Source organism: Micromonospora sp. NPDC051300 (assembly GCF_044455315.1).
Lineage (GTDB): Bacteria > Actinomycetota > Actinomycetes > Mycobacteriales > Micromonosporaceae > Micromonospora > Micromonospora robiginosa.
In genome coordinates this window covers 40,993-58,886 of the sequence record NZ_JBITEP010000007.1, presented here as the reverse complement: position 1 = coordinate 58,886, position 17,894 = coordinate 40,993, and the positions used below count along the sequence as shown (strand labels likewise).

Sequence of the window (17,894 nt, the reverse complement as noted above, 5' to 3'; positions counted from 1 at the left end):
TCCGCGCCTAGCTCGTCCGCTGCGCGACGAACACGAACTCCCGGCCGGGGCGGTCGGGCGCCTGCCGTACGTCGAGCACCCGGTAGCCGTTCGCGGTCAGGCTCGACTCGACCTCGTCGCGCTCGCGGAACCGCAGCGTCGAGTCCGACGTGACCACCGCCCCGTCGGCGAGGAACCGGTAGGTGAAGCGGAAGGAGACCAGTGGCAGGTCGATCGCGGTGACCCGGGACCGCCGCTCCACTCGTCCGACGCCCGGCACGTCCCGGGTGACCGGGCCGGTGTCCGCCGCCCACTCCTCCCAGGCGCGGTGTTCGGGGCGTCGGGTCTCGAAGACGAGGTGGCCGCCCGGGCGGAGCGCGGCGCGGATGCCCTGGAGCGTCCGGGCCCAGTCGGTGTCGGTCAGGAAGACCTGCGCGACGTTCCCGGTCATGGTGGCCAGGTCGGCGTCGAGCGCCGGGAGCGTCGTGGCGTCGCCGTGGAGCCAGTGGACCTCGACGGCCCCGTCCGCGGCCGTTGCCGCCTCCTTGGCCCGCGCCGCGTGCTTGGCCCGCGCGACGTCGAGGGACGCCTCGGCCGGGTCGACGCCGACGACGGTGTGACCGTGCCGGGCGAGCAGGACCGCCAGCGATCCGGTCCCGCAGCCCACGTCGAGCACCGTGCGCGCGCCCAGCTCGCCGGCGATCGCGAGGTAGGCGGCCAGGTCGTCGCGGTCGTCGTCGAAGGTGTCGTAGACCGGCGCGAGGCGCGGATGGGCGAAGATCGCATCGGGCATCCGGGGACCCTATCCACCGCGCTGGGCGGGCGACACCTGTTAAAAGGGGGCCCCGCCTCTACCGGAGGCGTTAAGCGGGGGCCCCGCCTTTCACCGAGTCGTAGACGGCGAGCGTCTGGTCGGCGATGGCGGTCCAGGAGAAGTGCTCCACCGCGCGCCGGCGGCCGGCCGCGCCGAACGCGGCGATCCGCGCCGGGTCGGCCAGCAGCTCGTTCATCCGGGCGGCCAGGTCGGCCACGAAACGCTCCGGGTCCAGCGGCGTGCCGGAGCCGTCGCCGGCCTGCTCGATCGGCACCAGCAGCCCGGTCTCGCCGTCGGCGACCACCTCGGGGATGCCGCCGGTGGCGGTGGCCACCACCGCGGTCTCGCAGGCCATCGCCTCCAGGTTGACGATGCCCATCGGCTCGTAGACGGAGGGGCAGACGAAGATCGTGGCGTGGGTGAGCACCTGGATCACCTCGTGCTTGGGCAGCATCGCCGCCACCCAGACCACGCCGGAGCGCGTCGCCCGCAGCTCCGCGGCCAACTCCTCGACCTCCGCGCCGATCTCCGGGGTGTCCGGCGCGCCGGCCAGCAGCACCAGCTGGGTGTCGGCGGGCAGCTCCCGGGCCGCCCGCAGCAGGTAGGGCAGGCCCTTCTGCCGGGTGATCCGCCCGACGTAGACCACGCTGGGGCGGGCCGGGTCGATGCCGAGCCGGTCGAGCACGTCGGTGCCCGGGTCCGGGGCGTACTGCGCGGTGTCGATGCCGTTGTAGACCACCCGGACCCGGTCCGGGTTCACCTGCGGGTAGGCGGTGAGCACGTCGCGGCGCATGCCCGCGCTCACCGCGATGATCGCGTCGGCGGCCTCGAACGCGGTCCGCTCGCACCAGGAGGAGAGCGCGTAGCCGCCGCCGAGCTGCTCGGCCTTCCACGGGCGCAGCGGCTCCAGGCTGTGCGCGCTCACCACGTGCGGCACCCCGTGCAGCAGCTTCGCGGTGTGCCCGGCCAGGTTCGCGTACCAGGTGTGGCTGTGCACCACGTCGGTGCCGGCGGTGCCGGCGGCCATCTCCAGGTCGACGCCCATCACCCGCAGCGCGGGGTTCGCGCCGGCCAGCCCGGCCGGTTCGGGGTACGCGGTGACGCCCGGGGAGTCGCGCGGCGCGCCGAAGCAGTGCACCCGCACCTCGGCGAGCCGGCGCAGCTCCCGGGCCAGGTATTCCACGTGCACCCCGGCGCCGCCGTAGACCTCCGGCGGGTATTCACGGGTGAGCAGGTCGACGCGCAACGGTGCCATGCCCGCACCCTAGTGCAGAGCGCCGGATCGCACCGGGCGCGCAAGTGTGCCGTCCGAGTGGTGAAGTCGCGTCGGGGTGGATAGCGTCTGACCATGGCTGCCAAGGTGCTCGCGATCGTCCTGGCCGGCGGGGAGGGCAAGCGCCTCATGCCCCTGACCACCGACCGGGCGAAGCCGGCCGTCCCCTTCGGCGGGATGTACCGCATGGTCGACTTCGTCCTCTCCAACCTGGCGAACGCCGGCTTTCTCAAGATCGTCGTGCTGACCCAGTACAAGTCCCACTCGCTGGACCGTCACATCACCAAGACCTGGCGGATGTCGACGCTGCTCGGCAACTACGTCACGCCGGTGCCGGCGCAGCAGCGTCGCGGCCCGTGGTGGTTCGCCGGCTCGGCCGACGCGATCTACCAGAGCTTCAACCTGATCAACGACGAGCAGCCGGACCACGTGATCGTCTTCGGCGCGGACCACATCTACCGGATGGACCCCCGGCAGATGGTGGAGGACCACATCGCCTCCGGCGCGGGGGTGACCGTGGCCGGCATCCGCCAGCCGCTGTCGATGGCCGACCAGTTCGGCGTGATCGAGGTCGGCGAGGACGGCAAGCGGATCCGCGCGTTCCGGGAGAAGCCCACCGACGCGGTGGGTCTGCCCGACTCGCCCGGCGAGATCTACGCCTCGATGGGCAACTACGTGTTCAGCACCCGGGCGCTCTGCGAGGCGGTCGAGCGCGACGCGGAGGACAAGACCAGCAAGCACGACATGGGCGGCAGCATCATCCCGATGCTGGTCGAGCGCGGCGAGGCGAACGTCTACGACTTCAAGGACAACGACGTGCCGGGCAGCACCGACCGCGACCGCGGCTACTGGCGCGACGTGGGGACGCTCGACTCGTTCTACGACGCGCACATGGATCTGATCAACGTGCACCCGGTGTTCAACCTCTACAACTTCGACTGGCCGATCTACACCGACCAGCCGCCGTACCCGCCGGCCAAGTTCGTCCACCAGTGGGGCGAGCGGGTGGGACGGGCGGTCGGCTCGATGGTCTCGCCCGGGGCGGTGATCTCCGGCTCGCTGGTGGAGAACTCGATCGTCTCGCCCAAGGTCAAGGTGCACTCCTGGGCGCACGTCGACGGCGCGGTGCTGATGGAGGGTGTCGAGATCGGCCGGCACGCGGTCGTCCGGCGGGCCATCCTGGACAAGAACGTCTACGTTCCGGAGGGCGCCGAGATCGGCGTCGACCTGGAGAAGGACCGCCAGCGCTACACCGTGTCCGACAACGGCATCGTCGTCATCGGCAAGGGTCAGCGCGTCGAGCCCTGACCGGCCCACCCCACTTCCGAGGAGGATCCCGCAGTGGCCCACCCCCGTGCCGGGCAGCCCGCCGAGCCCGCCGACCTGGTCGACGTGCCCCGGCTGGTCACCGCCTACTACGCCGAGCACCCGGACCCGAGCGACCCGGCGCAGCAGGTCTCCTTCGGCACCTCCGGGCACCGCGGGTCGAGCCTGCGCAACGCGTTCAACTCCGACCACATCCTCGCGGTGACCCAGGCGCTCTGCGACTACCGGCGGGAGCGGGGGGTGGACGGGCCGCTGTTCCTGGCCCGGGACACCCACGCGCTCTCCGCGCCGGCCGAGGCCGACGCGCTGGAGGTGCTCGCCGCCAACGGCGTCACCGTGCTGCGCGACAGCCGCGACGGCTACACCCCCACCCCGGCGGCCTCGCACGCCATCCTCACCCACAACCGGGGCCGCACCTCCGGGCTCGCCGACGGCGTCGTGATCACCCCGTCGCACAACCCGCCGTCGGACGGCGGGTTCAAGTACAACCCCACCAACGGCGGGCCCGCCGACACCGACGTCACGAAGTGGATCCAGGACCGCGCGAACGCCATCCTCGCTGCCGGGCTCAAGGAGGTGAAGCGCATACCGTACGCGCGGGCGCGCGCCGCGGACACCACCGGGGAGTACGACTTCCTCGCCCGCTACGTCGACGACCTGCCCGCCGCGCTGGACATCGACGCGATCCGGGACGCCGGGGTGCGCATCGGCGCCGACCCGATGGGCGGGGCGAGCGTGGCGTACTGGGGGGAGATCGCCGAGCGGCACCGCCTCGACCTCACGGTGATCAACCCGGAGGTGGACCCGACCTGGCGGTTCATGACCCTCGACGGCGACGGCAAGATCCGGATGGACTGCTCCTCGCCGAACGCGATGGCCTCGCTGATCGCCGCCCGCGACAGGTTCCAGGTCTCCACCGGCAACGACGCCGACGCCGACCGGCACGGCATCGTCACCCCCGACGGCGGGCTGATGAACCCCAACCACTACCTGGCGGTGGCGATCGGCCACCTGTTCCGTACCCGGGACCGGTGGAGCCCGGCCGCGGCGGTGGGCAAGACGCTCGTCTCCTCCTCGATGATCGACCGCGTCGCGGCCGACCTGGGCCGGACCCTGCTGGAGGTGCCGGTGGGGTTCAAGTGGTTCGTGCCCGGCCTGCTCGACGGCTCGGTGGGCTTCGGCGGCGAGGAGAGCGCCGGCGCGTCCTTCCTGCGCCGCGACGGCAGCACCTGGACCACCGACAAGGACGGCATCCTGCTCTGCCTGCTCGCCGCCGAGATCATCGCCACCACCGGGCGGACGCCGAGCGAGCACTGGGCCGAGCTGGCCGAGAAGTTCGGCGCGCCCGCCTACGCGCGGATCGACGCGCCGGCCGGGCGGGAGGAGAAGGCGGTGCTGGCGAAGCTGTCGCCGGAGCAGGTGAGCGCGACCGAGTTGGCCGGCGAGCCGATCACCGCGGTGCTGACCAGCGCGCCGGGCAACGGCGCCGCGATCGGCGGGCTGAAGGTGACCACCGAGTCGGGCTGGTTCGCCGCCCGCCCGTCCGGCACCGAGGACGTCTACAAGATCTACGCCGAGTCGTTCCAGGGTCCGGAGCACCTGGCCCGGATCCAGGAGGAGGCCAAGTCGCTGGTCGACGGCGTGCTCGGCGGCTGACGCGTCACCGGGGCGGGGGCAGCTCACGGCGGTTGAGCTGCTCCCGCAACCCGTCCGGCAGCAGCTCGCGGAGCTGGTCGGGCAGCAGCGGCAGGTCCAGCAGGCTCAGCTTGAGCTGGTTGCGTTCCTGGTAGCGGCGCGGGTCGAGGCGGACCACCTGGCCGGCGTCGCGGACGTAGCGCACGTGCACCGAACCACCTGTCGCCGCCTCCCGGATCAACAGCCCGTCCATCTCCACCGCCACCGGCGCCGAGTCCGGGCGCAGCTCCAGGTGCACGCTCTCGTGCGGGGAGAGCAGCACCGAGCGGGAGATCCCGGCCATCGGGGCCGACGGCGTCACCACGAGCGCCTCCGTCGCCGGCGAGATCAGCGGGCCGCCGGCGGCGTAGCTGTACGCGGTGGAGCCGGTCGGCGTGCTCACCACCAGCGCGTCGCACCGGTAGTAGCCGTACTGCTGGCCGTCCACGGCCAGGGTGGCGGTGACGAAGCCGGCCCCGGGTTGGCGGACCAGCGCGATGTCGTTGAACGCCACCACGTCGTCGCCGCACACGTCGCAGGCCAGACAGGCGTGCGACTCGACGGTGAAGTCGTGCGCCACCAGCCGCTCCAACGCCCGGGGCAGGTCCGGCGGCTGCACCTCGACCAGGAAGCCCACCCGGCCCAGGTGCACCCCGAGCACGGGTTTCGGGTCCCGCACCGCCATCCGCAGCGCGCCGAGCATGGTGCCGTCCCCGCCGATGCTGATCAGCGCGTCGCAGCGGGCGGCCAGCTCGCCGCCCGGCACCGCCTCCACCGAGGCCGGCACCCGGTGCCGGTCCTCCTCGCGTACGGCGAGGGTCTTGCCGTGCCGGCCGGCCCAGTCCGCGATGATCCCGACCACCTCGGCCACGTCCCGGGTGGGGTGCAGCACCAGCCCGAACACGTAACCCGCCACGGGTACAGCTCACCACATCGCCGGCCCGCCCGCGCGTCGAGTGCCGGATGGGCGTGCCGGCACAACCTCCCGTAAGGCCGTCTCGTTGCTCCTGGGGAGATCCCGTGGCGCGTTCGGGCGCGGCGGCGCGCCGGCGTCCCGACGCCGGCGGAGATGCGAGAGGACGGGCCATGACCCGCGTCATGACGGTGGTCGGCACCCGGCCGGAGATCATCCGGTTGTCCCGGGTGATGGACCGGCTGGACCGGACCGTGGACCACGTGCTGGTGCACACCGGGCAGAACTGGGACCCGGCCCTGTCCGACGTCTTCTTCGACGAGCTGCGGCTGCGCCAGCCGGACCGGTTCCTCGGCGTCGACACCGCCTCGCTGGGCCGGGTGCTCGGTGGCGTCCTGGTCGGGGTGGAGGAGGCGATCACGGCGTACCGGCCGGACGCGCTGCTGGTGCTCGGCGACACCAACAGCTGCATCGCCGCGTTGATGGCCCGGCGGATGCGGGTGCCGGTCTACCACCTGGAGGCGGGCAACCGCTGCTTCGACCTGAACGTGCCGGAGGAGACCAACCGGCGGCTGGTGGACCACGTGGCCGACTTCAACCTGGTCTACACCGAGCACGCCCGGCGCAACCTGCTGGCCGAGGGGCTGCACGCGCGGCGGATCCTGCACATCGGCTCGCCGATGCGGGAGGTGCTGGAGCACTACCGGGCCGACATCGCCCGCTCCACCGTGCTCGACCAGTTGGAGCTGTCCCCGGGCGGCTATTTCGTGGTGAGCGCCCACCGCGAGGAGAACGTGGACCGGCCGGAACGGCTGCACCGCCTGCTCGACTGCCTGCGCGCGGTCCGGGACGAGTGGGGCCTGCCGCTGCTGGTGTCCACCCACCCCCGCACCCGCAAGGCCCTGGAGGCGCTCACCGTCGCCGACTCCGCGTTGGAGGGCATCGCCTTCCACGAGCCGTTCGGCCTGTTCGACTACGTACGCCTGCAGACCGCCGCCCGGTGCACGCTGTCGGACAGCGGCACGATCAGCGAGGAGGCGGCGATCCTCGGCTTCCCGGCCGTCACGCTGCGCGAGTCGATCGAGCGTCCGGAGGCGTTGGACGCCGGCGGCATCATCATGACCGGCCTCGACCCGCGAGGCGTGGTGGAGGCGGTCCGGGTGGCGGTCGACCAGGTGGGTGAGGCGGGGGTGCCGTGTCCCGCCGACTACCGGGTGCCGGACACCTCCCGCCGGGTGGTCGACTTCGTCCTCTCCACGGTCCGCCGCCACCACGCCTGGGCCGGCATCCGGCGTCCCGGCGAGGCGTAGTCACCGGAGAAAATTACCAATCGCGGGACGAACGTCTCGAACTAGCTCTAACCTCATGCCCGAAGTGGGCGGTCCACGCGCCCGTCAGGAGGTCGACGTGCAGGTGAGGCAGCCCCGATCGGGCTCTTTCCGGCCCGACATCGAAGGCATGCGCGGCCTCGCGGTCACCATGGTGGTGCTCTACCACGTCGGCATGCCGGGTTTCGCCGGCGGCTTCGTCGGGGTCGACGTCTTCTTCGTGATCTCCGGCTACCTCATCACCGGGTTGCTCACCCGGGAGCTGGTCCAGACCGGTCGGATCTCGCTCGCCACCTTCTACGCCCGCCGGATCCGGCGCCTGCTGCCGGCCGCGGCGCTGGTCGCGGTCGCGACCTTCGCGCTGGCCCGCCTCGTCCTGCCGCCGCTGTCCCTGCTCGACCTGCGCCGGGACGTGCTGGCCACGCTCTCCTACCTGTCCAACTACTGGTTCGCGGTCCGCAACACCGACTACCTCCAGGGCCACCTGGCGGCGTCGCCCTACCAGCAGTACTGGTCGTTGGCCGTGGAGGAGCAGTTCTACTTGGTCTGGCCCGCGCTCCTGATCGGCGCCACGCTGCTGCTGCGGCGGCTCACCGACGCCCGCACGGCCGGCCGGATCGCCGTCGGCGCGGTGGCGGTCGGGTCGTTCGCGCTCTGCGTCGTGGTGACCGTCGACGCCCAGCCGTGGGCGTTCTTCGGGCTGCCCACCCGGGCCTGGGAACTCGCGGCCGGCGGGCTGGTCGCCCTCACCCTCGGCGGCGGCGCCCGGGCCGCCGGCCGCCCGGCCGGCCAGGTGGTCGGGCTGCTCGGCCTGGCCGTCGTCCTGGTGACGCCCTCGCTGCTCGCCGGGCGCCTCGACTTCCCCGGCTGGGCCGCCGCCGTGCCGGTCGGCGGCGCGGTGGCGCTGATCGCGTCGGGCTGCGTCGGCCGGGGCCCGTTGCAGGCGGTGCTGGGCTGGCGCGGGCTCACCCTGCTGGGCGCGCTGTCCTACTCGATCTACCTGTGGCACTGGCCGTTCCTGGTGCTGGCCGAGGCCGCGCACGACGGTCCCCTGTCCTGGGCCGCCCGGCTGGGCGTGCTCGCGGCGACCGTGCTGGCCGCCTGGCTCACCTACCTCTTCGTCGAACAGCCGCTGCGCCACCAGGCGTGGCTGTCCCGCCGGCCCCGCCGTACCGTCGGTTTCGGTGCGGCGGCGACCGTCGGCGCGGCCGGCCTGGCGTTGCTGCTCGCGGTGCCGCCCGCGCTGCACCTGGACCGCCCCGCGCAGACCGTCGCCCTGGCCGGCGCGCAGACGGGCGCCGAGCCGGACCGCTGGACCACGTACGTGCCGGACAACCTGCGCCCGCCGCTGCGCCGGGCGGGCGACGACTTCCCGGTGGTCTTCCGCGACGGCTGCCACAGCGGCTTCCGGGACGTGGAGGTGCACGACTGCGTCTACGGCAAGCCGGACGCGGCGCAGACCGTCGTGCTGTTCGGCGACTCGCACGCGGCCCAGTGGTTCCCGCCGCTGCGAGCCATCGCGGAGGCGCGCGGCCTGCGGCTGGTGTCGCTGACCAAGTCCGGGTGCCCGACCGCCGAGGTCACCAAGTACACCTCGTTCTTCCTGCGCGACTACTGGGAGTGCACGCAGTGGCGGCACCGGGCGATCGCGCGGATCGTGGCCGAGAAGCCGGCGCTGGTGCTGGTGGCCAACGGCACCAACGCCACCGGCCGCGACCGGGTGCCGGACGACAAGTGGTGGGCCGGGATGAACGTGATGTTCGACCGGCTCGGCCCGGTGCGCAACGTGACGGTGCTTGCCGACACCCCGTACGCCGACGGGGACGTGCCGGTCTGCCTGTCCGCGCACCTGTCCGACGCGACCGCCTGCGCGGTCCAGCGCTCCACCGGGATCAACCTGCCGTTCACCCGGGCCGAGGCGGCGCTGGTCCAGCGCCGGGGCGGCCGGTACCTGGACCTGAACGACCACATCTGCGGTCCGCGGATCTGCCCGGCGATCATCGGCGACATCCTGGTCTACATCGACAGGCATCATCTCAGCCCGGAGGTCACCACCTGGCTCCGGGAGCCCCTGGACCAGTACGTCGCCGCGCACGTCCGGCCCGCGGGCGCGCTGTGAACGCCGCGACCGGGCGCCTCACCGCGTCGCCGTCCCCACGACCTCGTCGGACCGCGCCTCGCCCCCCGGGGCGCCGCGCTCGGCTGAAGAAACGGACCGCACCCGAATGATGTGGATAACCATTCCCGCGCTGCTCATGGCCGTGGTGCACTACCTGGTCGCGGTCCGGCACTACGGCCTGCTGACCCCGGACGGGCTGTTCGTCTGCACCCAGCTCCTGATGGTGTTCGGCACCGCGAAGCTGGTCGACGCCAGCTCTCCGGTGGACGTCACCTACCTGCAACTGATCACCGCCGCGGTGATGGTCTACATGGTGGCCAGCGGCGTCACCTACCTCGCGCTGCGCACCCAGGGCGGGCAGCCGCGCGCGGACCGGCCGGCGCGGCGGGCGTACCGGGTGGAGGTGCTCCGCCCGACCTGGCGGATCGTGCTGCCCGCCGTGGTCGCGCTGGCCCTGGTGCTGCTCTACTTCCAGGCGGTCGGCTACAGCGCGTTCCTGGAGGGCCTGCGGGGTCAACTGGCCGGCGACCCCAAGGACATGGCGACGCTGCGACTCGACTCGTACGCCGGCGACACCTATCTCTTCCCGGGCTACGCCAACCAGTTCAAGAACGTCATCTTCCCCGGCCTGGTCGTCGTGATCCTCACCTGGGTGTTCACCCGCTCCGGGCTGCGCGCCCGACTGGCCGGCGTGGCGCTCGCCGGGGTCGCGGTCTTCGGCCTGCTCGGCAACGGCCAGCGCGGGGCCTTCTTCCTCTTCCTGATCACGCTGGCGGTCTACGTCCTGCTGGTCAACCGGCGCCGGATGTCCCGCTGGGCGCTGCTGCTGCCGGCCATGGGGATCCCGTTCGCGCTGCTGGCCACGTACGCGCTGGGTCGCGGCACCCGCGGCTCGGACAGTCAGCTGGCCGCCGTCACCGGCGACCTGTACCGGCGGTTCTTCAACGACAACCAGCTCTCCGGCCTGGCCGGCTTCCGCTACACCCACCCGCTGCCGGTGCAGAACGGCGCGGACTGGCTGCAGAGCCTGCTGGGGGTCCTGCCCGGCAACCGGGGGAGCACGCTGGCGAACGAGATCTTCGCGACGCTCTACGTCTCGACGATGGGCACCTCGCCGCCGTCGCTGTGGGGGTCGGTGCACTACAACTTCGGCACCCTCGGGGTGCTGGCGTTCGCCGCGGCCCTCGGCTTCGGGCTCCAGATGCTGACGTTCCAGGCGTTGCGGCGGCCCAGCTACAACACGCTCGAACTCCTCGGGTACGCGGGCGTCACCGCCACCGTCGGGACCTGGGCGGTGGCCGGGCCGGACGCGCTGCTGAACCTGGGCCTGGTCGCCTATCTCGGGCTCTGGTGGTGGGGCGCCCGGTGGAACCGGGTCCGGGCGCGGGCGGCGGCGCCGGTCGTCGAGGCCCGGCCCCGGTCCACGCCCGTGGTGTTCAGCCCGCCCGACGCCCGGCACGGCCAGGTCCCCGCCCGGCCGGTCGGGGCGGCGGTCGGCGCCTCGGCGGCCGGGACCGGGAGGTGACCGGGCGGCCGGCGGCGGTACGGACGATCGGGGAGGCGACGTGCTGCCCAGCGCGCTGCGGGCCCGGCTGACGGTCAGCAGCCGGGGGTTGCTGAGCATCGTCTTCGGCACGTTCTGCGGGCAGGTGCTGGCGTTGGCGGCGGCCCCGCTGCTGTCCCGGCTCTACGACCCGGCCGCGTTCGGCATGTTCACCATCGTCTCCACGTTGGCGGCGACGGTGAGCACGGTGGCGGCGCTGCGCTTCGAGTTGGCGGTGCCGCTGCCGCGCGCCGAGTCCGACGCGTACTCGTTGGTCTTCCTCGGCCTGCTCGCCGCCGCGGGCACGGCGGTGCTGGGCACCGCGGTGGTGGCCCTGTCCGGCGGGTGGATCGCGGAGTCGTTCCACGAGCCGGGCCTGCGGCCCTGGCTGTGGGCGGTGCCCTGGATCGCCGCGCTGGGCGCCGCCGTGGTGGTGTTCAGCCAGTTCGCCGCGCGCAACCGGCGGTACGCGTCGATCGGCCGGCGGAACCTCTACCAGGCGTCGGCGATGGTGACGGTCCAGGTGGCCGCCGGGGCGGCCGGCGCCACGTCGGGCGGCATGATCATGGGCTACGGCGCGGGACAGGCGGTGGCGGCGGTCAGCCTGGCCCGCACGTTGGGGTTGGGCGGGGCCGACGGCCGCGCCGGCCTGGCGCCGGCCCGGCTGCGGCGGTGCGCGGTGGCCTACCGGCGGTTCCCGCTGCTGCTGGCCCCGTCCGGGCTGCTGAACATCCTCGGCGGCCAGTTGCCGGTGCTGCTGATCGCCTACTGGTACGGGACCGAGGTGGCCGGCTGGCTGGGGCTGACCCAGCGGGTGCTCGCGGTGCCCGCGGCGCTGATCGGGGCGGCCGTGGCGCAGGTGTACCTGGCCGAGTTCTCGCGCTCGGCCCGCGACGACCCGGAGCGGGCGCGGCGGATTTTCCGACGCGGCAGCCGCAGCCTGGGCCTGGCCGCCGTGCTCGGTGGCCTCGCGGTGCTGCTCACCGGGCCGCAGGCGTTCGCGCTGGTCTTCGGTGAGCGGTGGGGCACCAGCGGCAGCTACGCCCAGGCGTTGGCGCTGAGCATGGCCACCCAGTTCGTCGCCGCGCCGCTGTCGCAGACGCTCATCGTCCTGGAGCGCCAGGGGATGCAGTTCGCCTGGGACGCCGGGCGCGTCGTGGTGGTCTCCGCCGCGGTGGCGGTGGCCGCCCTGACGGGCTGCTCGGACCGGACGGCGGTGTGGGCGTTCGGGCTCTCCTCGGCGCTCTGCTACCTGATCTGCTGGCTCGCCGCGCGCTACGCGGTGACCGCCCGTACCCGTGGCGCGGGCACGGCCGTGGCGCGGCCGGCCGGCGTGCCCACGGGCGTCGGCTGAGCGCCGGCGCGTCACTTTCGGAGGATGACATGAAGATCTCGGTTCTCTCGCCGGTCCACAACGAGGAACGGCACATCGAGGAGATGATCGACAGCGTTCGCGCGCAGTCCCACCGGGACTGGGAACTGCTGTTCGTAGACGACGGCTCAATTGACCGGACGCGGGAGCTGGTGTGCGCCGCGACCGAGGCCGACCCGCGGATCCGGCTGGTGGGGCACGGCGACCACGGTGGCACCGTCCGGGCCCTGAACCGCGCCTACGCCGCCGCGACCGGGCAGGTGGTGGTGCTGCTCGCCGGCGACGACGTGGTGCCGGTCGACTCGCTGCGGCACCGGGTGGAGGCGTTCGTCGGGGTGCCGGAGACCGAGCCGGCGGTGGCCTTCTTCAAGCTGCGCACGTTCTCGGCAAACCCGCGGTGGGACGGCATGCTGCTGCCGCGCGGCGGCGCGGCAAGCCGGTCCGGGGGAAGCATCACCATGACGCGTCCGCTCGCCGACCTGGTGTTCCCCATCGACGAGAGCCTGGCCAAGGAGGACATCTGGCTGGGGCACGCGGCCGAGGCGCTCGCCAGCCGGGTCGTCGAGCTGCCGCACGTGGTGCTGCACTACCGGTTGCACGAGGGCAACTCGCACCAGCGGGCCGAGCCGTTCGCGAAGATGAACGAGTCGACCCGGCGGCGGCACCAGGCGTACCGGGCGCTGCTGGAGAGTTCCCGGCTGGACCTGCCGGCGACCAGTCGCCGGCTGCTGGAGCAGCTCTGGCGCGCCGAGGAGTCCCGCTACGCGGGCCGTACCGTCCGGTTGCTGCTCGGTCCGGACCTGCCCCTGGTGGACCGGTTGGCGCTGGCGTCGATGTCCGACCCGCTGCTGTACCGGATCCGGTCGCGCTACTTCAAGGTCTTCTCCGGCCGCCGGGGACGGTGACGGCCACGCCCACCGGAGGTGACGCGTTTCCACCCATTATTCGAATCGTTGTCCGTATTGTTCCCGGAGGGCCGGTGGCCGTCGAGCACCGCCCGATCGAGCTACCACAAGGAGTATCCGTGAGCGTTCTCCCTGCCGGGCGCCGTGTGCTGATCACCGGTGGCACCGGTTCCTTCGGCCAGACCATGGTCCGTCGCCTGCTCGACCGGGAGGTCGGCGAGATCCGGGTCTTCAGCCGGGACGAGGCGAAGCAGGAGGCGATGCGGCAGGCCATCGGCGACGAGCGGGTCCGCTACCACCTCGGCGACGTGCGGGACCTGGCCTCGCTGATGCGGGCCTGCCGGGACGTCGACTACGTGTTCCACGCCGCCGCCCTGAAGCAGGTGCCCTCCTGCGAGTTCTTCCCGCTGGAGGCGGTGCGGACCAACGTGCTCGGCAGCGCCAACGTGGTCGAGGCCGCGGAGCGCAACGGGGTACGGACGGTGGTGCTGCTCAGCACGGACAAGGCCGTCTACCCGGTCAACGCGATGGGGATGAGCAAGGCCCTGATGGAGAAGGTGGCCCAGGGACACGCCCGCAACCACCCGTCCAGCGCCACCACCATCAGCTGCGTGCGCTACGGCAACGTGATGTACTCGCGCGGCTCGGTGATCCCGCTCTTCATCGAGCAGATCAAGGCCGGCCGCGCGCCCACCGTCACCGACCCGCGGATGACCCGCTTCCTGATGTCCCTGGACGAGTCGGTGGACCTCGTCGAGCACGCCTTCGAGCACGCCCGGGCCGGCGACATCTTCATCCGCAAGGCCGCCGCGTGCACGATCGGCGACCTGGCCGAGGCGGTCTGCCACCTCTTCGACGCGCCGGTGAAGCTCGACCTGATCGGGCTGCGGCACGGCGAGAAGCCGGACGAGACGCTGGCCACCCGCGAGGAACTGCTCCTGGCCGACGACTTCGGCGACTTCTTCCGGGTGCCACTGGACGCCCGCGACCTCAACTACGAGCTGTACGTCTCCGAGGGGGAGCCGCGCGGCGTGGCCACCCAGGACTTCAACTCGGCGAACGCGCCCCGCCTCGACGTACCGCAGATCATCGAGGCGCTCCGCTCACTGCCCGAGGTGCGGGCGGAACTCGCGCTGCGCGAGTCGGTGCTGGCATGAGGCTGGCGCTCACCGGCGGCGACGGCTTCCTCGGCTGGCACGTCCGGGTTCTGGCCCGCGCCCTGGGCTGGCCGGCGCCGGTCCGGCTGACCCGCGCCGACCTGGCCGACCCGGACGCCGCCGCCGCGCGGCTGGCCGGCGCCGACCGGCTGCTGCACCTCGCCGGCGTCAACCGGGGCGACCCGGCGGACGTCGCGGCCGGCAATGTGGAACTGGCCGCGGCGCTGGTGCGGGCGATCCGCCGGTGCGCGGCGCCGCCGGCCACCGTGGTCTACGCCAACTCGGTGCAGGCGGGCAACGGCACGCCGTACGGCGACTCGAAGGCGATGGCCGCCGTGACGCTGGCCGCCGCGCGCCCGGACCTGGTGGACCTGCGGCTGCCCAACCTGTACGGCGAGCACGGCCGGCCGCACTACAACTCGGTCGTGGCGACGTTCTGCCGGCAGCTCGCCGACGACGCCCCGCTCGAGGTCCGGCAGGACCGGGAACTCGACCTGGTGCACGTCACCGACGCCGCCGCCGCGCTCGTCGACGCGCCGCCCGGCAGCCCGTGGGACGGCACGATGCCGCCGCTGCGGATCGGCGTCCGGGACCTCGCCGAGCGGCTGACCGCGTACGCGTCGACGTACCGGCGGGGCGAGATCCCCCCGCTCACCGACCGGCACGGGGTGCGGCTGTTCAACACCTACCGCTCGCACCGCTTCCCGGCCGACCACCCGATCCGGCTGCCCCGGCGCGCCGACCACCGCGGCGAACTGGTGGAGGCCGTCAAGGCGCACGGCGGCGGGGGCCAGACGTTCTGCTCCACCACCCGCCCAGGCGTGACCCGGGGGGAGCACTTCCACCTGGCCAAGGTGGAGCGCTTCTGCGTGCTGCGCGGCTCGGCCGAGATCGGCCTGCGGCGGGTCGGGCACGACGAGGTCGTCCGGTTCGCGGTGACCGGCGACGACCCGGTGGCGGTGGACATGCCGACCATGTGGGCGCACGACATCGTCAACACCGGCTCGGACGAGCTGCTGACGCTCTTCTGGACCAACGAGGTCTTCGACCCCGACGCGCCGGACACCTGGCCGGAGCCGGTGGGTCGGCCGGCGCTGCTCGCCGGCGTGGGGGCGCCGTGAGGATCGGCATCGTCTCGCAGTGGTATCCGCCCGAGCCCGCGTTCATCCCCGGCGAGCTGGCCGACGAGCTGGCCGGGCGGGGGCACCGGGTCCGGGTGCTCACCGCGCACCCGAACTATCCCGGCGGCCGGATCTACCCGGGCTACCGGCAGCGCTGGAACACCCGGGAGACACACGGCGCGGTGGCCGTCCGCCGGGTGCCGGTCCATCCGAGTCACGACACCTCGGCGGTGGGCCGGGTCGCCAGCTACCTCTCCTTCGCGGCCACCAGCTCGCTGGCGGCGACGCGCTGGCTGGCCGGGATGGACGCGGTCTACGTCTACCACCCGCCACCCACGGCGGTCGCCGCCACGCTGCTGCCGCGGCTGTCCGGCCGGGCCCCGGTGCTGCTGCACGTGCAGGACATCTGGCCGGAGTCGGTGACCGCCTCCGAGATGGCCCCCACCGGCCGGCGCGGCCGGCTGCTGGAGCGGGCGTTGACCGCCGCCATGCGCCGGACGTACCGCGCGGCGGACGGGATCGCCGTGCTCTCGCCGTCGATGGCCCAGCTCGTGATCGAGCGCGGCGCCGACCCGGCGCGGGTACGGACGGTGCTGAACTGGACCGACGAGCGGCTGTTCCGGCCGGTGCCCGTCGATCCGGCGGCCCGGGCGGCGCTCGGGCACCGGGGCCGCTGCACCGTCATGTTCGCCGGCAACATGGGACCGTTCCAGCGGGTGGAGACCGCGGTACGGGCCGCGGCGGCGCTGCCGGACACCGTCGACCTGGTCCTGGTCGGTTCCGGCACCGAGGAGGAGCCGGCCCGGAGGCTGGCGGCCGAGCTGGGCGCGGAGAACGTCCGGTTCCTCGGCCGGCGGGCTCCCGAGGAGATGGCGGCCCTCTACGCCGCCGCCGACTTCCAACTGGTGACGCTGCGGGACCTGCCCGCGTTGCGCGGCACCGTCCCGTCGAAGGTGCAGGCCGCCCTGGCCTGCGGCCGACCGGTGGTGGTCTCCGCGCCGGGTGACGTGGTCGGCCTCGTCGACGCGGCCCGGGTGGGCCTGACCTGCCCGCCGGAGGACTGGCGGGCGCTCGTCGAGCGGTTCGCCGAGGCGGCGCGGATGCCCGCGGCCGAGCGGGCGGAGGCCGGCGCCCGCGCGCGTCGGCTCTACCAGGAGCGGATGTCGCGCCGGGTGGGTGTCGACGCGATCGAGGACATGCTGACGAAGCTGCCGCGCCGGCGCTGAGCGCTCAGTGCCGGTCCAGGAACTGCTCGACGACCCGGATCAGCCGGTCGATCTGGGGGTCGGTCAGCGCGGAGCCGCTGGGCAGCACCAGCCCGTGCGCGAAGAGGCGCTCGGCGGTGCCGTCGATCGTGCCCCGGGCCGCGGCGAAGACCGGCTGCAGGTGCATCGGCTTCCAGACCGGCCGGGTCTCGATGTCACGCCGGGCCAGGTGGTCGCCGAGCATGGCCGCGGTCCACCCGGCCTGCTCCGGCTCGACGACGACGGCGGTCAGCCAGCAGTTGCTGCCGGCGTCGCCGTCGCCGAGGATGCGCACCCCGGGCACGGTGGCGAAGAGTTTCGCGTACCTGTCGCGCAGCAGCCGCCGCCGCGCGATCATGCCGGTCAGCCGGCGCATCTGGGCGTTGCCGACGGCGGCCAGCAGGTTGCTCAACCGGTAGTTGTAACCGATCTCGGTGTGCTCGTAGTGCGCCACCGGCTGGCGGGCCTGGGTGGACAGGTAGCGGCAGCGGTCGGCCAGGTCCGCGTCGTCCGTGACGATCATGCCCCCACCCGACGTGGTGATGATCTTGTTGCCGTTGAACGAGAAGACCGCAGCCCGCCCGAACGACCCGGCCGGGCGACCCCGGTGCGCGGCGCCGAGCGCCTCCGCCGCGTCCTCCACCACCGGCACGCCTGCCGCGTCGCAGAGCGCGGACAGCGCGGTGTGGTCGGCGCAGCTGCCGAACAGGTCCACCGGCAGCACGGCGGCCACCCGCTCGCCGTCGCGCCGCAGCCGGTCCAGCGTCTCGGCCAGCAGCGCCGGGTCCAGGTTGCCGGTCTCCGGCTCCGAGTCCACGAAAACCGGCTCGGCGCCGGTGTAGACGACCGCGTTGGCGGTGGCCACGAACGTGAGCGTGGGCACCACGACCACGGTCCGCGGGCCGGCGCCGGCGGCGAGCAGCGCCAGGTGCAGGCCGGCGGTGCCGGAGCCGACCGCTACCGCGTGGCTGCGGCCGGCCCGCTCCGCCACCGCGCGTTCGAACGCGTCGACCTGAGGGCCCGTCGGCGCCACCCAACCCGACCGCAGCGCCTGGATCAGGTACGACTCCTCCAGCGGCCCCACGTCGGGCGGGGACAAGAGGATGCGGTCGGCCATGGTTACCTC

The 17,894-nt window shown here is 73.3% G+C and carries 14 protein-coding genes; 10 read left to right on the top strand and 4 right to left on the bottom strand.

Annotated elements, in window-relative coordinates:
* Positions 1-7: 7 nt before the first annotated feature.
* A complete protein-coding gene (locus tag ACIA5A_RS10150) occupies positions 8-772 on the bottom strand; it encodes a class I SAM-dependent methyltransferase (protein WP_396758974.1) in 765 nt (254 codons plus the stop codon).
* 70 nt (positions 773-842) lie between these two features.
* Entirely contained in the window at positions 843-2,048 is a 1,206-nt protein-coding gene (glgA, locus tag ACIA5A_RS10145; protein WP_396758971.1) for a glycogen synthase, read from the bottom strand.
* Positions 2,049-2,141: 93 nt separating this feature from the next.
* On the opposite strand from glgA, the gene glgC reads away from it, so the two are divergent.
* Positions 2,142-3,374 (top strand): glucose-1-phosphate adenylyltransferase, encoded by a 1,233-nt coding sequence (gene glgC / locus ACIA5A_RS10140; RefSeq protein ID WP_181567599.1) that lies wholly within the window; start codon positions 2,142-2,144, stop codon positions 3,372-3,374.
* A 33-nt stretch (positions 3,375-3,407) separates the two neighbouring features.
* Positions 3,408-5,048, top strand: coding sequence for a phosphoglucomutase (alpha-D-glucose-1,6-bisphosphate-dependent) (gene pgm, locus ACIA5A_RS10135; RefSeq protein ID WP_396758967.1), 1,641 nt, complete (start codon positions 3,408-3,410; stop codon positions 5,046-5,048).
* A gap of 4 nt (positions 5,049-5,052) precedes the next feature.
* Here pgm and ACIA5A_RS10130 read toward each other — a convergent pair whose 3' ends face one another.
* Complete coding sequence (locus tag ACIA5A_RS10130; protein ID WP_396758964.1) at positions 5,053-5,982, bottom strand: NAD(+)/NADH kinase; 930 nt, start codon at positions 5,980-5,982, stop codon at positions 5,053-5,055.
* Positions 5,983-6,152: 170 nt separating this feature from the next.
* On the opposite strand from ACIA5A_RS10130, the gene wecB reads away from it, so the two are divergent.
* From wecB to ACIA5A_RS10090, 8 genes are all read left to right on the top strand, one after another.
* Positions 6,153-7,289, top strand: coding sequence for a non-hydrolyzing UDP-N-acetylglucosamine 2-epimerase (wecB, locus tag ACIA5A_RS10125; protein WP_396758961.1), 1,137 nt, complete (start codon positions 6,153-6,155; stop codon positions 7,287-7,289).
* Positions 7,290-7,437: 148 nt separating this feature from the next.
* A complete protein-coding gene (locus tag ACIA5A_RS10120) occupies positions 7,438-9,426 on the top strand; it encodes an acyltransferase family protein (protein ID WP_396758958.1) in 1,989 nt (662 codons plus the stop codon).
* Positions 9,427-9,532: 106 nt separating this feature from the next.
* Positions 9,533-10,951 carry an O-antigen polymerase gene (locus tag ACIA5A_RS10115; protein ID WP_396758955.1) on the top strand — a complete coding sequence of 473 codons (1,419 nt, stop codon included), beginning with the start codon at positions 9,533-9,535 and terminating at the stop codon, positions 10,949-10,951.
* Positions 10,952-10,991: 40 nt separating this feature from the next.
* Entirely contained in the window at positions 10,992-12,323 is a 1,332-nt protein-coding gene (locus ACIA5A_RS10110) for a lipopolysaccharide biosynthesis protein (protein WP_396758952.1), read from the top strand.
* A gap of 29 nt (positions 12,324-12,352) precedes the next feature.
* Entirely contained in the window at positions 12,353-13,246 is an 894-nt protein-coding gene (locus ACIA5A_RS10105) for a glycosyltransferase family 2 protein (protein ID WP_396758949.1), read from the top strand.
* 119 nt (positions 13,247-13,365) lie between these two features.
* Positions 13,366-14,403, top strand: a complete 1,038-nt coding sequence (locus ACIA5A_RS10100) for a polysaccharide biosynthesis protein (protein ID WP_396758946.1) — start codon at positions 13,366-13,368, stop codon at positions 14,401-14,403.
* Positions 14,400-15,524, top strand: a complete 1,125-nt coding sequence (locus tag ACIA5A_RS10095; RefSeq protein ID WP_396758943.1) for an NAD-dependent epimerase/dehydratase family protein — start codon at positions 14,400-14,402, stop codon at positions 15,522-15,524. Before ACIA5A_RS10100 ends, ACIA5A_RS10095 begins: the two co-directional genes overlap by 4 nt.
* Positions 15,521-16,750 carry a glycosyltransferase family 4 protein gene (locus tag ACIA5A_RS10090; RefSeq protein ID WP_396758940.1) on the top strand — a complete coding sequence of 410 codons (1,230 nt, stop codon included), beginning with the start codon at positions 15,521-15,523 and terminating at the stop codon, positions 16,748-16,750. Before ACIA5A_RS10095 ends, ACIA5A_RS10090 begins: the two co-directional genes overlap by 4 nt.
* Positions 16,751-16,754: 4 nt before the next feature.
* On the opposite strand, the gene ACIA5A_RS10085 is transcribed toward ACIA5A_RS10090, so the two are convergent.
* A complete protein-coding gene (locus tag ACIA5A_RS10085) occupies positions 16,755-17,885 on the bottom strand; it encodes a DegT/DnrJ/EryC1/StrS family aminotransferase (protein WP_396758937.1) in 1,131 nt (376 codons plus the stop codon).
* Between the last annotated feature and the right edge of the window lie 9 nt (positions 17,886-17,894).